Raw genomic sequence first — 20597 nt, 5'->3', positions numbered from 1 at the left:
AATTTAATTGTATCTTACTCTTCTACAATATTAAATACTTCAAGATCCTTTTTACAGGTTTGATTAACTTTTACATTTACTATAGCATTAAAAGTATCTAACGCTGTAACTACTCCAATATTTCTTTCTACGGCTGCTCTTCTTAAAATAAAGCCATCCCTTTTAGAATCATTGCCTTTAGTAGGGGTATTAATCACTAGATCAACTTCCTTATTTTTAATTACATTCATTATATTCGGTTCTTCTTCTGCAAGTTTTCTTACTACTTCAGCTTTTAATCCTTCTTTTCTTAAAAGCTCTGCAGTTCCTGATGTTGCAACGAATTCATAATCTAGTCCCTTTAATTTTCTAACTATACTTAGGAATTCCTCTTTATCATGATTATTTATAGTTGCTAATATTTTTCCAGTATTTCTTTCTGGATATAACCCAGCTGCAAGCATTCCTTTATATAAAGCTTCTTCTAGTGTTTTACCTACTCCTAACACCTCACCTGTAGACTTCATCTCAGGTCCTAATGAAACCTCTACATTAGGAAGTTTTTGAGTTGAGAATACTGGAACTTTTACTGATACAAGTTTAGGTTCTTTATATACATCCACACCATATCCTAAATCTTTAAGTTTTTCACCTAACATAACCTTAGTAGCTAAATCAACAATTGGTACCTTACTAACTTTTGATATATATGGCACGGTTCTCGATGCTCTAGGATTAACTTCAATCACATATAGCTTATCTTGATATTCTATAAATTGAATATTAATCATTCCCTTAATGCCTATTTCAATTGCAAGTTTCTTAGTATATTCTAACACCTTATCTTTAATTGACTTACTAAGATTTTGACTAGGATACATTGTTATAGAATCACCTGAGTGAACTCCTGCTCTCTCTAAATGTTCCATTATACCTGGTATTAAAACATCTTCTCCATCTGATATCGCATCTACTTCTATCTCTCTTCCCATTAGATACTTATCTATTAATATAGGACTTTTAGTGTCTTTCTCAAAGGCATTACTTAAATAATATATCAACTCATCTTCATCATGAGTTATTTCCATGCCTTGGCCACCTAATACATAGGATGGTCTAACCAGAACTGGGAATTCTAATTCTCTTGCTTCTTTAATTCCATCCTCTATTGTCCATACTCCTTTTCCTTTCGGTCTACTTACTCCAAGTTTTTCTAGCATTTCATCGAACTTTTCTCTATCTTCTGCTAAATCAATTTGATCTGCAGTAGTTCCTAGTGTCTGAATATCCTTTTCTTTTAAGAAGTTAGCTAATTTTATTGCCGTCTGTCCTCCGAATTGAAGTATTACCCCATCTGGCTTTTCTTTTTCAATTATATTAAATACATCTTCTTCCGTTAATGGCTCAAAATATAACTTATCGGATATATTAAAATCTGTACTTACTGTTTCTGGATTATTATTAACTATAATAGTTTCAATTCCCAGCTTTTTAAGAGCTATTACACAGTGAACTGATGCATAGTCAAATTCTATACCCTGACCTATTCTTATAGGTCCAGACCCTATAACCATTACTTTCTTTTTGTCTGATACCTGCACCTCATCATATTGTTCATAGGTAGAATAATAGTATGGTGAAAGTGCCTCAAATTCTCCCCCACAGGTATCAACCATCTTATAACTTGGTTTAATATTCCATATACTCCTAAGTTTATATATATCTTCTGGAGTGGATCCTAGTAAATCTGCTATTCCTTTATCTGAAAAGCCTTTTCTTTTTAAATTTTGTAGCCATTCCTTATCTAATTGTTCAAGCTTACTTAGTTTTAATCTTTGTTCTTCCTCAACAATCCACTTAAACTTTTCAATAAAGAATATATCCATTCCAGTTATTCTTGATACATGTTCAACTCTATAATCCCTTCTTAACATTTCTGCAAGAGCGAAGATTCTCTCATCATCTGGAGTTTTTATTCTTTCTCTAAGTTCCTCTAAGCTTAAACTTCTGAACTTTTTATGCTCTAAAGAATACTTTCCAATCTCCAAACTTCTAATACCTTTTAAGAATGCTGCTTCAAAATTAGCTCCTATGGCCATTATTTCTCCTGTAGCCATCATCTTAGTTCCTAAAGCCCTATCTGCAGAGAAGAATTTATCAAATGGCCATTTTGGTATTTTAACCACTACATAATCTAATGTAGGTTCAAAGCATGCATAAGTTTTCTTAGTAACTGCATTTTCAATTTCATCTAGTCCATATCCTAATGCTATTTTTGCTGCCATCTTTGCAATTGGGTATCCAGTTGCTTTAGATGCTAGCGCTGACGAACGTGAAACTCTAGGATTTATTTCTATAACTGCATACTCAAAAGAATCTGGATTTAATGCAAATTGTACATTACATCCTCCTTCAATTCCCACTGCATTAATTATATTTATTGATGCCGTTCTAAGCATTTGATATTCTTTATCTGATAATGTTTGGGATGGAGCTACAACTATTGAATCTCCCGTATGGATTCCTACAGGGTCAATATTTTCCATATTACAGACTGTTATGCAGTTTCCATAGGAATCTCTCATAACCTCATATTCTACTTCCTTCCATCCTTTAACACTCTTCTCTAACAAGCATTGGTGAATTGAGCTTAATTGTAACCCTGAAGCTAATGTTATATTTAATTCTTCTTCATTATTTACTATTCCTCCACCTGTTCCCCCTAAGGTATATGCCGGTCTAACAACTACTGGGTAACCTATTTCATTAGCTACCTTTCTTCCTTGTTCTAATGTTGTTACAATTTCACTTTGAATTACAGGTTCATTTATTCTTTGCATCATGGCTCTGAATAATTCTCTATCTTCACCCTCTTTAATGGATTCAACAGAAGTACCTATTACTTTCAATTTATATTTATCTAATATTCCTTTTTCATACAACTCTACAGTTAAGTTTAGCCCTGTTTGGCCACCCATTCCTGCAAGTAGAGAATCAGGTCTTTCTTTTTTTATTACTTTCTCAACAAACTCTACAGTTAATGGTTCAAGATATATTTTATCAGCTACTTCTTTGTCAGTCATAATTGTAGCCGGATTTGAATTTACTAAAACAACCTCTATTCCTTCTTCTTTTAAGGCTTGGCAAGCTTGCGTTCCTGAATAATCAAATTCTGCTGCCTGCCCTATAATAATTGGACCTGAGCCTATAACTAATACTTTTTTTATATCTTTATTTAATGGCATTTCCTTACCTCCTAATACTTCTAAGCTTAAAGTGAATATTTCATAAATTTATCAAAAATATATTCTGAATCTTTTGGCCCTGGGCATGCTTCTGGATGGAATTGTACTGAATATATAGGTAATTCTTTATGCTTCATTCCTTCTATGGTTCCATCGTTTAAATTAACATGAGTTACCTCTATATTTTCTGGTAATGTGTCAACAACATATCCATGATTTTGTGATGTTATATGCACTCTATTACTTTCCAAATCCTTAACTGGATGATTACATCCCCTGTGTCCAAATTTCAGCTTTGAAGTTTTTCCTCCTAAGCTTAAGGCTAAAAGTTGATGACCCAGGCAAATTCCTACTATAGGTTTCTTTCCAACTAGGTTCTTAATATTTCTAATTACATCCGGAAGATCTTCTGGATCTCCAGGACCATTTGATAAAAATATTAAATCTGGATTAACCTTTAATATTTCTTCTGCCTCTGTATCTGCCGGAAATACAGTTACCTTGCATCCTCTATTCAAAAAATTTCTTATTATATTTTGTTTTATTCCGAAATCCATTATTGCTACATGTTTTCCAGTCCCATCTATTGTATATATTTCTTTAGAGGTAACCATCTTAACTGCATCTTCATTGGAATAACTATTGAGCTTAGGTTTAGCTTCTTGAAGACTGATATCTTCTAAGGTAATTATGCCTTTCATAGTCCCATTATTTCTTAGTATCTTTGTTAATGCTCTTGTATCTATTCCTTCTAATCCTATAATTTTATTTTGTTTTAAATAATCTTCTATTTGAAATTCACATCTGAAATTACTAGGGTAAGAACATTGTTCTCTTACAATAAATCCTTTAACTTTAACTGATTTAGATTCTACGTCTTCTAGATTTATTCCGTAATTTCCTATAAGAGGATAAGTCATAGTGACAATTTGTCCATAATACGAAGGGTCTGTTAAAACCTCCTGATATCCTGTCATCCCAGTGTTAAAAACTACTTCTCCAACACTTTCTTTTAAATATCCAAATGCTTTACCTTCAAATATAATTCCATTTTCCAATATTAGCTTTGCTTTCATAATAGCCCTCCTAATTTAACTATTAAAGCTAAGAATACACCTTTTTATCTAAGAAAGATCCCTTATTCTTTTGCATAAACAAAAGGATAATAAAGGGATTAAACTATATCATTAATCCCTTTATTATCCTCCAAATAGTTAAACGCAAAAACGCGTATAAAGACAAAGCTGTTAAGTTTTTAATATCAAATGTTAACATAACAACATACTCCTTTCTGGCCTCACAGGACCAATTTAAAGTGTATCTAACTTTATTTTCTTAAAGATATTCTATGTTATAGTCTTCCATTTGTCAAGAAGGTCTACAATTCCTTTTTTTGTTATATTAAAAGAAACAGCTTGAGTAAAGGGATTTATCAATATTATTATTTATACATAATTTATTCATTTCTTTCTTAAAATATACTTAGCCCCCAATTTAATAGTCAGTATATATCTTCATTATACTTTTCTTTATATATTTATTCAAGATATTTGTTATATTTATACGATAATTATGCATATTTATTCATATTTTTTCTATTAATCCCTATCTAATACCATTTTTTATAATGCAAAAGGACTGTTACATAAGTAACAGTCCTTTTCCTTGCCTAATTATTATACCTTGTCTTATTTTGAAGCCTTCTTAATTATTATCTATCCTAGTTATTATGTCAATGGATTTAGTAATTATATTTATTTTTTTCCTTAATTTTTTTATTTTTTTATTCATAATACTTAAATTCTACTTAGTAACCATTTTATAAATACTGAATATAATACTAATTGAGATTAATATAAAAGGATGTTTTTATGTATAACTCATATGAAAATTTCGACTTTGATTCCTCAACTGTTAGATTTTTTTCTCATGGTGAGGAAATAGATGAAGTTGGAGAATTTGAAGTAGACGTAAATTATAGTATTCCTCCACTTTTTAGGTTTATTAGTCTAGAAGAAGAATATGGTGATGGCTATAGAGAAGAAGAGGATGATGTATTCTTCAATCCTATATATGGATATAGGCAACTTCCAAATAATATGATGCCTCCAAATATAGTAGATCCTTCAGCATTTCAATTTTCTCCAAACTATCCAAACAATCAATTTTCTCCAAACTATCCAGGCAACCAAGTTCCTCCGAACTATCAATACAATCAACAAGGTGCACCTGGTAAAATGCCAAGTGCTGCGGGCCCCATGAGCAGTCCACCTAATTTTGTTCCTTCAAAGTCTGAAAGCAAAAAGTATGGCACTGAAAAAGGAGTAGGAGCTTATAAGGTTGACTATGGTGCAATAAGGCCTTGTACTAATAGATTTATATACATTTGGCAAAGGAATGGTAATGCTTACTGGGCTTACTTAACTTATGTTGGTCCAAGGTCCGTAGCTGGATGGAGATGGATGGGCTTTAGATGGGTATACTTTGGCTTAGATCTAAATAGAATAGACAGCTTTACATGTTATTAATAAACGACTAACACCTATAAAATTAAACCCACAGAATATTATAAGAATTCTGTGGGTATTTTCATACAAATGTGTCATTGCTATACAAACAATTGTGAACTTATAAGTTTTTTAGTATATTCCTCTTTGGGATTCTCTAATATCTTCCTAGTTTCTCCTATTTCAACTATCTTCCCCTTATTCATTACTGCAATTCTATCACATAAGTGCTTTACCACCTTTAAGTCATGGGAAATAAACAAATAAGTAAGTTTCAATTCCTCTCTTAGGGTTTCTAAAAGATTGAGTATTTGACCCTGTATAGATACATCCAAAGCTGAAACCGGCTCATCACATATTATAAAACTCGGTTTTGTTGCTATAGCTCTAGCGATTCCTATTCTCTGCCTCTGTCCCCCACTCATTTGATAAGGATACTTGTATTTATCACTCTCAGATAACTCTACCAAGTTTAGTAATCTTGTTACCTCACAATCTAGTTCTGAATTATCAACTATTTTATGAAGTTTTAATGGTACTTTTAGTAATTCATCAATTGTCATTAGTGGATCTAACGTCCCTTGACTTGCCTGGAAAATAATTTGCAAGTCTTTTCTTAACCCTCTCATAACATCATCATTTATTTTGGTTAAGTCCATATTTTTATAAATTATTTTACCTTCATCTGCTTTTATAAGATTTAGAATTAGTGATGCGGTTGTACTTTTACCACATCCACTTTCACCAATAAGGCCTAAAGCCTCTCCTTCTTTGATTTCAAAACTCACATTATCCACTGCTTTAATAAGATTCTTCTTAGAAAGAATATTTTTCTTTACAATATAGTGCTTAGATAGATTTTCAACTATTATTATATTTTTATCCTCTTTATTCAAAAAAAATCACCTGTATCTTCTAAAATACATCTTACCCTTCTACCATCTATATTTCTTACCTTTGGTATTCCTTCTAAACATCTAGAACTCTTATACTTACATCTATCATAAAATGGGCATTGATCCTTAAACTCATCCGGACTAGGTGCTTTCCCTATTAGAGAGTATAATTCCTTATCATTATTATCTAAAGATTCTACGCATCTTATGAGCTCTTTAGTATATGGATGTAGTGGCTTGTTAAGTATGTCCTTAGTACTACCTTCCTCCATAACTAATCCTCCATACATTACAACTACCCTACTACAAATATATCTAACCACATCAAAATCATGTGTAATTATAATTATTGAAGATTCATCCTTTATATTTATATCTTTTAAAAGATCTAATACCTTCTTTTGTAAGGAAGCATCTATCGCTGCTGTTGGTTCATCTGCAATAATTATCTCTGGTGAGCAGAGGGTGCTCATTGTAATAAGCACTCTTTGACAAAGCCCTCCGCTTAACTGCCAAGGAAACATATTATAAACAATCTCTGCATTATCGATTCCAACTTTTCTCATAGCTGCAATTATTCTATTTTTGTCATTACTCTCCCCATGAACTTTTAGAACTTCTCTTAGCTGTTTGCCCACTTTCTTATAGGGGGTTAATGCAGCGCTAGCATCTTGAAATATATATGATATTCTTTTGCCACGTATTTCACGCATATCTTTCTCTCTTAATTTTGTAAGTTCAGCATTATCAAAAATAATGCTTCCACTATCTATTTTTAAATCAGAATCTTGCGTTAATCTAAGTACGGAAGATGCAGTTACTGTCTTACCACTTCCTGACTCACCTAGTATACCTAGAATCTCTCCTTTGTTAAGCTGAATATCAACACCTCTAATTACTTGAACAAATCCATTATTAGCTTTAAAAGAGAGCATTAGTCCACTTATATTAAGAATTGTATTATTATTCATCAACTCACATCCAAACTAATAATTTATATTTGAAATAGACGATACTAAGGTCTTTACAAAATTATTTTCAATCTCATCTTTTTCCATCTCATTATTATTTTCTTTATTTAACAGCAATATTGTTGGTACAGCCCCTTTATAATACATAACTTCTTTAGAATTAGGACCTTTTTCTATTATTTCACTAACTTTTTTCTTACTTATATTAGGTTCAACTATTATATTATTTTTCTTTATCTTTGATTCAAATTCATGATTAAATGCCCAAGAAAAATACTTTGTTACAGAGATTTGTTGTGAATTAATAACCACAGTATTTCCATTAACGTTCATATTAGTTAGGTCAATATTTAAAACAGTTTTATTCAGTAAAACAAGTGGATTGTCTACATATTTCTTCACTCCCGAATACTCCTCTGTTAAATTACCATCCCAAAATGCAATTATTATACTTCTTCCTTGATTATTATTGTCCTGGTACAACTTTCTTGCAGCCTCAATAAGCATTTTCATTTTTTCGATGATATTCTCCCTATCATCAGAAAAGTAGTTGTATCCCATGCTTATCATTATATATTCATTTGATAAATTAGGATTCTTTCCTGGCAAGACTCCTATTACGTTTCTTCCCTTACCAGTTAAAGTACATGCTTTAAGGTTAATCTCTATTTCAGTATCGTTTTCTAGATATTTAGAAGCCTCCTTTGTTATATATATTAAAGAATCGCCTGTCATCTTGCTGCTCATAGCAGAAGGCAAGGTATCATTAGTATTTAATACATCTATAACTCCTAATGCTTTTGATTTTTCTTTAATATTATTTGAAAATTCTTCAATAGCTTCTCGAGAATAAGTTTGTTCGTCAAATAACACTAGTTTATTATCAAATATCCTATAGTCCTTTAGATTAAACATATCCACTGAATCACCCTTAAATATTTGTCCTTTTAATGAATAATCCTTATAATCTAATAGAGCAAAGTCTTTACCAAAGACCAAATTATTTGATTTATCTCCATTTTTTATTGTGAATGAATACTCTTTAGCAGAATTTAACTTATCTACATCATAGGTTTGAATATAATCTTGTCCAATTGGCTGAAACCCTGCTTCTTTTAAGGACTCTTTTAGATTATCAGCAGTATATTTTGCCTCTTCACTACCTATTAATACTTGATTTTTAAATTCCCAACTCATTATCTTTGCTGCTTGTTTTTTAGCTTCTTGACCCTTATAATATCCAATACCTATATTTGAAATAAATAACAAAAGTATTCCCGCAATTACTACTACTGCTGCCTTTTTAAAATTCTTCTTTTTATCTTTTAATATATCTGAAAAACCTAACTTCTTTCTTGAAAACATTTCTCTTAAGCCTTCTCCAAATAAGTTAAAACTAAATATACTAATAAAAAATGCTACTGCAGGAGAAAATACCATCCAAGGAGCTGCACTTATATATGCAATTGAAGATGATATCATGCTTGCCCACTCTGGTTCCACACTTATATTTAATGTCTTTCCTCCATCTAATAAAATTCTTATATTTCCTACATATGCTCCAAAAAGACCCAATTCCATAATCATAGAAAGGGCTAATGCCATCTCCATAAATATAAGCACTATAAGCTCCGGTGAAAGATGTGGTAATACATTTTTAACTGCAATTAATATATTACTTTTCCCTATTGCTCTTTCCCCTGTAATAAAGGGCTTGGATAATATGTTTTCAACTCTCTCTCTTACCAGTCCCGCTACCTTACCAAATCCCACTATAGTAAGCACAATCACAAAGGCCAATATAGATTGTTCCTTAAATAGGCCCAAAAAGAAACTTATCCCTAACACAAGAATACTTATAATTAGTGCTGGAATTGCACTAAATACTAAATTAAATAAACTTATTATAGATTTACATAAGTTATTCCCAAATCCTGCTGCTATACCTAATGGAATAGCAATTAGGAATCTACCTAAAACAACTAAAATCCCTATTTCCAAAGTAAGTCTAGTTCCGTAAACTAGTAAGCTTAATTCATCTCTCCCCAGTTGATCTGTCCCTAGTATATTTTCCTTTGATGGTGAGAATGGAGCCCCTTGAATTGATATTGACGCTCCACTTTTCTGAGCTGTTGTTTTAATGCCCTCTATAGCATATGGATTATAGTGGGTAACCTTTTCTGGAAAAGCAACAAGAATTAAGATAACTGCTATTATTATTCCTCCGAGTATGAGAGGTAAGTTAAGCTTTTTCATTTTGGTTTCCTCCTAATATATTACCTCTTTTAAATGGATTAACTATTATAGAAAGAATTTTAAATATAATATTTAAAATAAAGTAAACTATTCCTATACCAATAATCAAACATATACATGTCCAAATGTCGCCATCCTTAAAATAACTAAATAACTGATATACAATACCTGTATACCCAAATAGATATTCTACCACAATAACATTTGACATTATTATAGTTAACACCGATGGTAAAGTTTCGATTATTTTAATGACTACGCTTATTAGAAGATGATCTTTTAATATGCTAAAAGTTGATAATCCTTTTGCTTTTGCAGCCACTATATAATCTTTGTTTATTTCTTCTTTTACAGCTACCTGTGCCACTCTTGAAATATATGCAGTTGGAATAATAGCAAGGCAAAGTAGTGGTAGTAAGAACTGTGTAATGCTGCTATTTTCAGTTGAAATTATATGATTTTTTCTTAAATAAATAAATCCAAGCTGTATGCATACTGCCACAAATACATCCGGCAAAGAAAGTACCGCTACAGGCAATAAGAAACCTGCATTTCCACTATTTTTATTTTTAAAACTACTAAAGGTTCCTATTAATGTTCCAATGAAAAATGCTAGCATTAATGAGCTCAATATTAAGCCCAAACTTTTTATAATTGAAAAGCTAATAATATACGTTATACTAAATCCACTTAAGGTTTTACCAAACCCCTGTGTGAGAAAATCTCTTATAAACAAAATAGCGTTATTTGCTATATTGTAAATTGGATAATTCGATATATGTTCGCCACCATAGGAAACAACATCAAAACTTTTTGGAGTATAAGCTAAAAACGATATAAAGAACGTTGCTACACTTATCACAATAAGTATTTGTATAACCTTATCAAATATTGAAAAAGCACTTGAATAATATATAGTTTCCAGTACTTGTTCAAAAGATTTTTTTCTAGGTTTTAATCTATATACCGTCTTCAATACACTTATAATTATTGCAGCTGCTATTATTATTAAAATGAAGGCTTGCTCTGTTCCATTAAAAAGCCCATGATACCAATCTCCATAAACTTCTCTTTGCATATAGTTTAAAAGTACATTCCCAAAGCCGTTTATTGTATCTCTGTTTATTTTTTTAATATCAAAAATTGAAGTTCCCATCTTATCGCCACTTAATACTATTGCTGGGATATCATTAGTGTAAAATTCTTCCCCATCAGTACCATAAATATTGCTATTCATCATAGGAACAATGCCGCTTGCTGGACAATACGCTGCTAGTTTGCTCATTATTGTTTGTGCCACAACCCCATCTGTTGACATTATAAGATTAATATCAGATCTTTCTCCTACACTATTGAATACCAACACTTGCGTTTTCTCTAGTGGGAAGAGCGGATTATTCACATAATACTTCGAACCCTTCATTCCTTGATTAAAGCTATTCCATACAGCAAAAATTATAGTTTTCTTTGGACTATACTTTTGCATTTTTAATGTTCTAGCTTGCTCCATAAGCATGGCAATTCCTGATGCATCCTCATCTACATGTGATGAAACAATTAAATATCCTGCAGATTTATCACTTCCTTGAATCATCCCAAGAATATTTGGAGTATCTTGCATTTTAAAACTTACATCAACATTTAAATATCCATTTAGGTTCATTCCCACTGAATTACTTAAATCTTGAAATACATTTTGAGTAACAGTGTATATTAGTATAGATTTTCCATTCTTTTTCTGCATATCAAAAGAATTTTTTTGACCTATCCCATTTCCAGGAAAAATTACAGCTTTTCCACCACTTTGCGCAACATATTCTAACTTACTATCGCTTAATGGTACAGAAGATAGAATAATGTAATTTTCTAATATTTCTTTTGGAATTGATTCTATATCTCCTTGAAGCAGATAGAACTTACTATTAAAATTTCCTACTCCCCCGGAACCTGTGAGTGTTTCTCTAAAGTCCTCTCCATACTTAAAGCTTTTAATTACTTTATTATCTCTATCTCTTAAACTTAGTTCTGGAGATGAATTATATATAGGCACCATGGTTTTAAAATTTTGATAGTATGTCCCATTTTCTCCTGCTGGCTTGAGCCCTATCTCTTTGAAGTATTTTTCCAAGTATTTTACTTGTCCATCATTAGTATCTATTTTTGAAAGCTCATCTGTATTTTTATAAACATTATCGCTAGTAAAAATATCTTTTTGGAAGCTGTGCTTATTAATACTAAACGCGACTAAAACCACAACCAGTATAAGTAAAAAAAAGCCACCAAATCCTTTTACCCATTTCAGCACAATACCCCTCCTCATTTTTAATTTCACTGCCTAACTTTTATTGCTTTATTTTATTAGATTGCTAAATTTTTCAGAATCTCTTACAGGATCAAAATCATGCTCTTCTTTTGCTGTTTCTTTTACTGCTGCATCTAATTCAATTGCTTTTGTTAAATAATTTACAGTATTATCAACATCGCCTTTTCTTCCGTATATGCTTGCTATTCCATAATAGCTCCACACATAACTTTCTATCTCCAAATCCTTGTTATACCACTCTATTGCATCTGTAAATTCTCCTTGCAATTCATAAAGCAATCCCTTATTAAACCTTGCATATCCATAATCAGGCTTTATCTCTAAAGACTTATTTATATCTTCCATAGCTGCGCTATAATCTCTAGTATAAGCTTTGGCAATTCCCCTAACTGCGTATGCTTTATAATTATTATTATCTTCACTTAAAATTTCATTGCTTAGATTAATTGCACTCTCATAATCTTTTGTGAAAAATACCTCTTTTGCATTTTCTGCTTTTTCATCTAAACTCTTTTGTTTATTTTCCGCATCTAACTTAGCTTTTGTAGCTTGATCATTTTTTTCTTTAGTTTCGCTAGCTTCCTCTTCTTTTAGCTGTTCTTGCACTTTCTTTTGCCTATCTATTTCTTTTTTGTTATCAATACTTTGCTTTACTAAAACTCCAATAATAATTATTACTAATATGCTTAATAATGCTATTTTTATCTTTTTACTTCCTGGTAACTTAACTCTAAACATATTTATTCTTTAGTGATGAAGAGCTCCATGTTCTCTTTGCTTCACTAAATGTTCACATCCTTTCTATTTATTTTTATGTTAAACATCTAGTTCATAATAATCATAAACTGTATTTTCTTTAAAACCACATGATTTATATAAGCCTAGGGCATTATCATTCTCTGATGCAACTTCAAGTATTATACTATTTATATTGTCTTTTAATAACTTCTCTAAAGTTAAACTTAATACAATCCTTCCATAACCTTGTCTTCTGTACTCGCGCTTTATTCCGACTCCAAATATATATCCATCTACCCCATCCATAGTTGTACCAATCTTTCCAATAGTATTACCCTCTAATTCAGCCATATAGGTAGTCCTAAGTTCGTTATCATCATTATTATCTTCAGGCAAATTTAAAAACTCTCTATCTAGCTCTGCAATTTCTTTTTTATCCTTAATGCTTGCTTTTCTAAGTGAAACCCCTTTGCTTTCAACGTTAGGTATATTCGCTTCATTGAATTTCATTCTATACTCTGAATAAGAATATTTTGAACCTATTGCTTGAGCAAAACCTATTCCAGAGTTACTTCTCCTTTCTGTGATTAAAAGAAATCTTTTAGCCGTACCTTTTTTACACTGCTTTTTTGCTTCAAGCATAAGTTCTTTGAATATACCCTTACGTCTATACTGAGGATGAACCATCCCAGTAACCTCCATCTCCTTTGGATTTAAACTAAATCCATACATCCCCAAAAATCCAATCAATTTATCATTGTCATAATATAAGAAATCATTTATTTGATCTTTAGGTCTATTTTCAAGCATATCCCAATTAAGCTTCATATTTAATTTCTCACTGGAACTACATTCAATTTCTAGTTCTTTAATTGCTTGCAGTTCCTCTTTAGTTAGTCCTTTAGCCTTTATTAACTTAAACATAAATAATACCCCTCAAATCCTATTTTTTTGATACAAATTCATTTTCCTTTATATAGAATCTCCAAGGAAAATATCTTGCTTCCTCAGCATAGTCTATACCTATTCTTGTTGTTTCTACAATATCCATATTATCAACAGCTTCTCCATCCTCTACATATAATTCAGATGATGTTATTAGGTCTATAAAATTATGCTCTTTCTTAGTAATATTCATTGCTATACATAACTTTGAAGGTCCATTTGTTAATTCTTTTATTTTTTTCTTGTCTAATTCTTCATATTCTTTCTTAAACCTATTTATTGACATAGAATCAATGCCTTCAATAGGCTCTAAGGCTCTTATAAGCACCCCTTCTGGAGAACCTTCTTTAAATGTAATTATATTAAAGCATACATACATACCATAAATACTGAAAACGTAAGATATTCCTGGTTTCCCATACAAAGGTTCAACCCTAGCTGTTTTTTTGAATCCATACGCATGAGATGCTTTATCTATGGGACCAACATAAGCTTCAGTTTCAACAATTTTCCCTTTTAATATTTGGTCATCAACTTCCCTTACCAATACTTTCCCCAAGAGCTCTTTAGCTACTTGAACTGTCTCTCTAGCGAAAAATCCTCTCTCTAGCCTCATATTTTCTCCTTTGCTAAATATGATTATATATAAAAATAATTATATTTTTCAATTTAATATTATTATATATCAAATTATATTATTTACCAAAAAAACTCCAAACATTTTAAAATGTTTAGAGTTTTTTATGTTATTTTTATTTGAAATTAACATTTAGTTTATATTTTTCCTCTATTATCGGATTTGTATCTGTAGGTAATGCAATTTTATATTTTTTACTTTTATCTATCGGAGGTAACACTATACTTATAATTTTATTATTAACATCTTCTACCTTACCAATTATTCCATCTTCCGCTCTTGATGTAGTATTAAAACTCTCATCTATAATATAAGCAGAATTTATATTAAAATAATTATAATCCCCATTAATTTTAAAGGTTAGCTTTGTACCCTTATCATTTGCTTCTACATTTTTAATTATTACACTTGAACTATCATTAACTTGGATTCTTTGATTTATAAGTTTATCAATAGGTACAAAAGTTCTGCTCTTATCCATATTATAAGAATTAACTACCTCATCATAAGCATATCCATCTTTCTTTTCCTTATCAGTTGCATTTCTTTTCTTATCTATATTTTCCTGTGGTGTGTTCTTAAAGTCATCACTATTAATAGTGCATTGAAGAATAAATGTATTTATACCATCTATCTTCTTAACATCTATCCCTTTTTCATCTACTATAGGTATAATAGTTATATTCTTTAAATTCGATATATCTCCTAAAATGCCTAACTTTTCTTCATATCCTGTATCATTTGAACTTGCCCCGTCAGATTTAGTCATAAGAGGATTTCCATTTTCATCTAAGACTATATATCTCTTAACTTCTGACATTCTATATGCTCCAGGCCCTTTTTTATACTGCACATCTGTAGTTTTATTAATTCCTTCTATATTTATAGTATTTCCAAAAGGACTTATAATTAAATTTTTAATATTTAATGTACTTTCTGGCAAATCTATTTTTTTATTAATTTCTATAATTTTTGAAGATTTCTTGCTTTCTGTCTTTGAAATAGTAAATTTAAAATTCCATGGCCCTACTACATTATCAATAGATCCCGATGATAATTCTACCTGTACTTCATCAGGCAGTTTCATCTCTGCTATATTAGAATAAGTTGCTGACACCACCTTATCGTCACTAATTGCTTGATCGTCTCCAGAACATGATTGAGGATACATACCATTTACTTTTATCATCCAATCAACATAAGATAACCTATTTTTTATTCCCTTTCCCTCTACTGTAGATGAGACTGCAATCATGTTATCATCAATTGCAATTTCATTTATAGTTACCTTTACTCCATTTTTCTCTATCGACTTACTTAACGAAGTTGAGAAATCTTCAAATTTTGGCATAGGTTCTCCATAATTTCTTTTTTCTGAAAGCATCTTTAATATGGAGCTTGGGTTAGTAATTGCTTTAGCTAAGTCAGGTTTTGCAATAAAAACTATGGTAGTGAATATTAATGCTATTCCCGCAACCTTTATAATAAATTCATTTCGTCTCGGTTTATTATTTTTCAATTTTTCTCTTTTTCCTCTTACGATCCCTTGTTCAATCGCTAAGTCAATTTCCTTAGGGATAGTAATTGATTTTTTTAAATCCTCTATATCATTCATTTAGATAATCTCCCTTCCTATATATATCCTCAGTTGGCTTAACCCCTTATTTAGGTAAGTCTTAACAGTTCCTATAGGATAACCTAAGGTCTCTGCAATTTGATTTATTGTTAAGTCCTGAAAGTATTTTAATATGATTACCATTCTATGTTTCTCTTCTAACTTATCAATGGCATATAAAAGATCTAATTTTTCATCAACATTAATTCTAGTACTATCTTCATTGCAGTTTTTACTGTCCTCTAAATAAATTACCTTCTCTTTACTCCTAATAAAATCCTTACAATTGTTTATTAATATTCTTGTAAGCCATGTATTAAAATATTGGGGTTTTCTTAACTTCCCTATAGAAATATACGCTTTATACACAGTTTCTTGTAGTATATCTAATGCATCATCTTTATTCTTCACGAATGCATAAGCAGTTCTATATAAATCTTCTTTTTTTAGATTAATTACATAGCTAAAGGCTTCTTCATTTCCCTTAACTGCTAGTGCAATCTTGTTTTCTATATCCATTTTTTCTCCTTTAGCTGTGGTAAACATTATTAATTACCGGCAATTTTTTTACTTTACACTTATTAGACACAGTAAGTATGCAAAAAGTTTTATATTTTTTTAAAAATTTTACATATTTCCCATAAAACTTTTGTACTAATGTTGATTTTTAATTAGTAAATCTATAATTATTTCCCGGGAATAAAAATTTAAACTTATCTTCCTAAAAAGTAAAAAGCCAGAGTCACCTCTGGCTTAAAAATAAATTAATCTTATTAACTTCTAAATACAACTTCTTCTCTAGAGAACATGTATCTTGCGAAAATAACTGAAACTATCACATATACTATATGCCATCCCAAAACTATCCCTAAATGAGCAGGATTAAATATTCCGGCTATAGCTTCCTTCATTACTACTACTGCATTTACAATAGGAATGTTAAAGAACAAAATTCCTATGCTTTTTGCATCCATCATAAATGGAATATAGGTTAATATCATAACTGGAATCAATAGCCCACTTAAGTAGGTGTTGGCCTCCTTAACTGAACGTGCAAAAATACTTATAGCAATTTCTAATGAACTTAGTGCAACTAATACAAATATCGCGATAACCGCAATAACTCCAAAGGCCCCTATCGGTATGGATAGACTGCTTCCAGTGGAGAATATATACATCATAGAACCAAGCATTGCTGCAACGCTTGTAATTAAAGTAATAAATGCTACCGATGCAATAGCCCCAAGTTTCCCCCAAAATATAGATGTTCTTCCTACTGCAGTTGATAAAAGTGGTTCAAAGGTTCCTCTTTCTTTTTCTCCTGCAACTAAATCTGCGGCAATTCCTATTGTTGGACTGATCATGAATATTATTAATATTGTAGGAAGTATATTTAATATCGCAGCTCCCATAGGATTATCTTTCTTATTCCATAATGTCTCTTGCTTAATTTCAAAAGGAGTTAATACTTGTGTGCTAATTCCCTTTGCTTGAAGTCTGCTATCTACAATACTCTTACTGTAACCATCGAGCATCTCTCTTAATGCAGAGGCTGCCATTGCAGATTTATTCGAATTTTCATCATATACTATTTTTAAATCTGTTTGCCCTTCACTTATAACCTTACTATCAAAATCCTTAGGTACATCAACAATTAATGATAGTTTCCCTTTATTTAGTTTATCCTCAACGTTACCTTCATTATCTATTGTAATATTACTGCTTCCTTTTAACATTTTATATATTGATGATTCTGTATCACCTTTATAGGCTATTGTAATATTCTTGGTAACAGAATTTTGAGTATCTTTCATAGTTGTATCTATTATTTTAAACATAACTGGATACATAATAACTGGTAAAAGTATTGTAAAAATAAGAGTTTTCTTATCTCTAAACAAATCCATAAGTTCTTTTTTTAAGACTACTAAAAAATTACTCATTATTCTTACCTCCAACTAAGCTAACAAATACTTCTTCTAAATCATTGTTATTATATTTTTCCTTTAAGTACTCAACTGTTCCTTGTTCTATAAGTTTACCTTTATGAATTATGACTACTCTATCACATAGCTTTTCTACTTCTTTCATTGAATGTGATGATAGCAATATACTTTTATTTTCACCTTTACACTTTAATATAAATTCATGAATCACTCTGGCTGCAGATACATCCAAACCCGTACTTGGTTCATCAAACAGCATTACTTTTGGAGAGTGTACTATAGTTCTTGCAATAGATACTTTTTGCTTCATACCTCTTGAAAATTTTCCAGCTTTTCTATCTATATACTCCTCCATCTCTAAATCTTTGGATATTTCTTTAATTCTTTCATCTATTTGCTCTTGAGTCATTCCATATAGCCTAGCAAAGTATTCTATATTTTCCCTTGCTGTTAATCTATCATAGATTCCTACTTCTCCCCCGAAAAGTATACCTATCTCTTTTCTAACTTCTGATGAATTTTTAATTACATCATAATTATTAACATTTATAGTTCCAGCAGAAGGCTTTAACATAGTTGATATCATTCTTAGTGTTGTAGTCTTGCCTGCTCCATTTTCTCCTAGTAAACCAACTATTTCTCCTGCTTCAACAGTAAAAGAGATATCGTCTACTGCTTTAATCTCCTTAAATATCTTAGATAAATTATCTACCTTTAACATAAATTCACTCCTTCATGTACTTTATCTCATACAATATGATTATTTTACCAATTTTTATGTTCCTTATCAATGAACAATCTAATAATTTAAAAATTAAATCCATATTTATACATATTATTAGAGAGTAGATGGATATAATAATAGTGTTTATATATTAAAATAAGCAAGGTGATTTTATGGGAAATTTTAAATTGATTTTTGATGACATAACAAAACAACCATTTGATGCAATAATAAATAGTGCAAACTCCTCTCTTTTAGGTGGAGGAGGAATAGATGGGACTATTCATCGAAGTGCTGGATATGATCTTCTCAAAGAATGTAAAAGTTTAGAGGGCTGTAGAACAGGCTCTGCAAAAATAACTAAATCATACAATTTAGCTTCAAGTAATATCTTCTGGATAATTCATATGGTTTCTCCTATATGGCGCGGTGGAGAACATAATGAATATGATATACTTCGCAGCGCATATCAGAAGGCCTTAGAACTATGCACATCTTATAAAGATGTATACTTAAATCAAACTATAGAAGCTTTCAACAAGCAACAATCTCGTTTGCAAGAAGTTCGCAGTTCTCATTTATTTAGTGAATTAAAGAAATCTACTGAGGAATATATCAATAAGCATCCAATAAAAACTATTGGATTACCTTTCATGGTTTCTGGAGTATACTGTCTTCCTCCTAAGGATGCTGCATGCATCGCCTTGGAAGAGATTAAAAATTTTTTAAGCAAGCATCCATCTATTGAAGAATGTACTGTAGTTTGTCAAGATCAAAAGAGCTATGACATATTTAAACCTAATTGTAAAGACTTCTTTTCTGAGTTTAAAGCTGTATAAACTAAAAGGAATTTATAAGTGGTACATCTTACAATTTATAAATTCCTTTTAAAACACAATAAAACTTCATCATACTTTCTTGTTTTTATCCCTTATTAACCTTCTTTATTATTTTTCTAATTAAATTTCTTGGTAAAATTCTCATTGCTTGAATTAATAACTTGTTTTTAAAACCTGGAATGACAATTGCTTTATTTGTTTTTATAAATTTAGTGTATCCAATTACTGCAACTTCATTTGGATCCATAATATTTCCTTTAGCTAATTTTGATTTTTTTATTCCTGCTTTTTGTTGAAAACCAGTGTCTACTGCACCTGGACATAGTGCCATTACTCTTATACCGTTCTTAGTATTTTCTTCATAAAGTGCCTCTGTAAGTGATAAAACATAAGCTTTTGTGGCATAATACACACTCATATTAGTTCCTGATGCAAAAGCTGCAGTTGATGCAACATTTAATATACCTCCTGATCCTCTTTGTATCATATCTTCAAGAAACACCTTTGTTAGTTTAGTTAGTGCCATTATATTCACTTGTATCATATCTAATTGTCTTTTATAATCTGACTTTGCAAATTCGCCAAAGTCTCCCAACCCTGCATTGTTTACCAAGTTATTAACAACTATATTTTTTTTCTCCACAAAATCTAATATACATTCCACACTCTCTTCCTTAGATAAATCTATTGATAGCACTTCTATATCCACATCGTTTAATATAGATATCTCTTCCTTTACCTTATATAAAGCTTCATTATTTCTTGCAACTAGTATCAAGTTACTTCCACCTAGTGCAAATAATTTTGAAAGTTCATATCCTATGCCTGAAGAAGCCCCAGTTATTAATGTATATTTATCCATAATGTCCTCTCTTTTATCAAATTAAATTTAGATTTATTCTATCATAAACCATTAGTTATTGACAGTTACTTGCATATATGCTAATCTTAATGTATAAAATCAAATGTTTAAAAG

General features: G+C 30.7%; 16 protein-coding genes. 2 read left to right on the top strand and 14 right to left on the bottom strand.

Translation table 11 applies throughout. From position 1 onward, the window contains the following. Positions 1-14 precede the first annotated feature (14 nt). Positions 15-3224: a carbamoyl-phosphate synthase large subunit gene (gene carB, locus JK634_RS06230; RefSeq protein ID WP_202766773.1), complete on the bottom strand. Its 3210-nt coding sequence runs from the start codon at positions 3222-3224 to the stop codon at positions 15-17. Positions 3225-3250: 26 nt separating this feature from the next. Then, complete coding sequence (locus tag JK634_RS06225) at positions 3251-4300, bottom strand: carbamoyl phosphate synthase small subunit (protein ID WP_202766772.1); 1050 nt, start codon at positions 4298-4300, stop codon at positions 3251-3253. A gap of 795 nt (positions 4301-5095) precedes the next feature. Here JK634_RS06225 and JK634_RS06220 point away from each other — a divergent pair. Then, positions 5096-5752, top strand: a complete 657-nt coding sequence (locus tag JK634_RS06220; RefSeq protein WP_202766771.1) for a hypothetical protein — start codon at positions 5096-5098, stop codon at positions 5750-5752. An 80-nt stretch (positions 5753-5832) separates the two neighbouring features. Here the strand turns inward: JK634_RS06220 and JK634_RS06215 are convergent, their stop codons facing one another. From JK634_RS06215 to JK634_RS06165, 11 genes are all read right to left on the bottom strand, one after another. Next, the gene (locus JK634_RS06215; protein WP_202766770.1) at positions 5833-6627 is read right to left on the bottom strand and encodes an ATP-binding cassette domain-containing protein; all 795 of its coding nucleotides are present in this window, start codon (positions 6625-6627) and stop codon (positions 5833-5835) included. After that, the gene (locus JK634_RS06210; RefSeq protein ID WP_202766769.1) at positions 6624-7598 is read right to left on the bottom strand and encodes an ABC transporter ATP-binding protein; all 975 of its coding nucleotides are present in this window, start codon (positions 7596-7598) and stop codon (positions 6624-6626) included. The genes JK634_RS06215 and JK634_RS06210 overlap by 4 nt, the downstream gene beginning before the upstream one ends. A 15-nt stretch (positions 7599-7613) precedes the next feature. Beyond that, on the bottom strand, positions 7614-9854 hold the full coding sequence (locus JK634_RS06205; RefSeq protein WP_202766768.1) for an ABC transporter permease subunit: 2241 nt from the start codon (positions 9852-9854) through the stop codon (positions 7614-7616). Continuing rightward, positions 9841-12159, bottom strand: a complete 2319-nt coding sequence (locus JK634_RS06200; RefSeq protein WP_202766767.1) for an ABC transporter permease subunit — start codon at positions 12157-12159, stop codon at positions 9841-9843. The genes JK634_RS06205 and JK634_RS06200 overlap by 14 nt, the downstream gene beginning before the upstream one ends. Before the next feature lie 45 nt (positions 12160-12204). After that, positions 12205-12915 carry a tetratricopeptide repeat protein gene (locus JK634_RS06195; protein ID WP_202766766.1) on the bottom strand — a complete coding sequence of 237 codons (711 nt, stop codon included), beginning with the start codon at positions 12913-12915 and terminating at the stop codon, positions 12205-12207. A gap of 78 nt (positions 12916-12993) precedes the next feature. Next, positions 12994-13839, bottom strand: a complete 846-nt coding sequence (locus JK634_RS06190; RefSeq protein ID WP_202766765.1) for a GNAT family N-acetyltransferase — start codon at positions 13837-13839, stop codon at positions 12994-12996. Positions 13840-13858: 19 nt separating this feature from the next. Then, the gene (locus JK634_RS06185; protein ID WP_202766764.1) at positions 13859-14476 is read right to left on the bottom strand and encodes a DNA-3-methyladenine glycosylase; all 618 of its coding nucleotides are present in this window, start codon (positions 14474-14476) and stop codon (positions 13859-13861) included. Positions 14477-14612: 136 nt separating this feature from the next. Continuing rightward, positions 14613-16112 carry a DUF4179 domain-containing protein gene (locus JK634_RS06180; RefSeq protein ID WP_202766763.1) on the bottom strand — a complete coding sequence of 500 codons (1500 nt, stop codon included), beginning with the start codon at positions 16110-16112 and terminating at the stop codon, positions 14613-14615. Beyond that, complete coding sequence (locus JK634_RS06175) at positions 16113-16631, bottom strand: sigma-70 family RNA polymerase sigma factor (RefSeq protein ID WP_202766762.1); 519 nt, start codon at positions 16629-16631, stop codon at positions 16113-16115. A gap of 254 nt (positions 16632-16885) precedes the next feature. Further along, positions 16886-18055 carry an ABC transporter permease gene (locus tag JK634_RS06170; RefSeq protein WP_202766761.1) on the bottom strand — a complete coding sequence of 390 codons (1170 nt, stop codon included), beginning with the start codon at positions 18053-18055 and terminating at the stop codon, positions 16886-16888. Further along, positions 18048-18779 carry an ABC transporter ATP-binding protein gene (locus JK634_RS06165; protein ID WP_202766760.1) on the bottom strand — a complete coding sequence of 244 codons (732 nt, stop codon included), beginning with the start codon at positions 18777-18779 and terminating at the stop codon, positions 18048-18050. The genes JK634_RS06170 and JK634_RS06165 overlap by 8 nt, the downstream gene beginning before the upstream one ends. 176 nt (positions 18780-18955) lie before the next feature. Here JK634_RS06165 and JK634_RS06160 point away from each other — a divergent pair, with 176 nt between their 5' ends. Next, a complete protein-coding gene (locus JK634_RS06160) occupies positions 18956-19621 on the top strand; it encodes a macro domain-containing protein (protein ID WP_202766759.1) in 666 nt (221 codons plus the stop codon). Positions 19622-19706: 85 nt separating this feature from the next. Here the strand turns inward: JK634_RS06160 and JK634_RS06155 are convergent, their stop codons facing one another. Beyond that, the gene (locus JK634_RS06155) at positions 19707-20483 is read right to left on the bottom strand and encodes an SDR family NAD(P)-dependent oxidoreductase (RefSeq protein WP_202766758.1); all 777 of its coding nucleotides are present in this window, start codon (positions 20481-20483) and stop codon (positions 19707-19709) included. Between the last annotated feature and the right edge of the window lie 114 nt (positions 20484-20597).

Source organism: Clostridium paridis, assembly GCF_016765615.1.
Classification (GTDB): domain Bacteria; phylum Bacillota; class Clostridia; order Clostridiales; family Clostridiaceae; genus Clostridium_T; species Clostridium_T paridis.
This window is presented reverse-complemented; position numbering and strand designations above follow the sequence as displayed.

Excerpts from the sequence above, each read along its gene's own strand:
- JK634_RS06220 (WP_202766771.1), top strand. The coding sequence starts at position 5,096 with ATGTATAACTCATATGAAAATTTCGACTTTGATTCCTCAACTGTTAGA.
- JK634_RS06195 (WP_202766766.1), bottom strand. The coding sequence starts at position 12,915 with ATGTTTAGAGTTAAGTTACCAGGAAGTAAAAAGATAAAAATAGCATTA.
- JK634_RS06180 (WP_202766763.1), bottom strand. The coding sequence starts at position 16,112 with ATGAATGATATAGAGGATTTAAAAAAATCAATTACTATCCCTAAGGAA.
- JK634_RS06190 (WP_202766765.1), bottom strand. The coding sequence starts at position 13,839 with ATGTTTAAGTTAATAAAGGCTAAAGGACTAACTAAAGAGGAACTGCAA.
- JK634_RS06160 (WP_202766759.1), top strand. The coding sequence starts at position 18,956 with ATGGGAAATTTTAAATTGATTTTTGATGACATAACAAAACAACCATTT.
- JK634_RS06165 (WP_202766760.1), bottom strand. The coding sequence starts at position 18,779 with ATGTTAAAGGTAGATAATTTATCTAAGATATTTAAGGAGATTAAAGCA.
- carB (WP_202766773.1), bottom strand. The coding sequence starts at position 3,224 with ATGCCATTAAATAAAGATATAAAAAAAGTATTAGTTATAGGCTCAGGT.
- JK634_RS06210 (WP_202766769.1), bottom strand. The coding sequence starts at position 7,598 with ATGAATAATAATACAATTCTTAATATAAGTGGACTAATGCTCTCTTTT.
- JK634_RS06175 (WP_202766762.1), bottom strand. The coding sequence starts at position 16,631 with ATGGATATAGAAAACAAGATTGCACTAGCAGTTAAGGGAAATGAAGAA.
- JK634_RS06225 (WP_202766772.1), bottom strand. The coding sequence starts at position 4,300 with ATGAAAGCAAAGCTAATATTGGAAAATGGAATTATATTTGAAGGTAAA.
- JK634_RS06155 (WP_202766758.1), bottom strand. The coding sequence starts at position 20,483 with ATGGATAAATATACATTAATAACTGGGGCTTCTTCAGGCATAGGATAT.
- JK634_RS06205 (WP_202766768.1), bottom strand. The coding sequence starts at position 9,854 with ATGAAAAAGCTTAACTTACCTCTCATACTCGGAGGAATAATAATAGCA.
- JK634_RS06170 (WP_202766761.1), bottom strand. The coding sequence starts at position 18,055 with ATGAGTAATTTTTTAGTAGTCTTAAAAAAAGAACTTATGGATTTGTTT.
- JK634_RS06185 (WP_202766764.1), bottom strand. The coding sequence starts at position 14,476 with ATGAGGCTAGAGAGAGGATTTTTCGCTAGAGAGACAGTTCAAGTAGCT.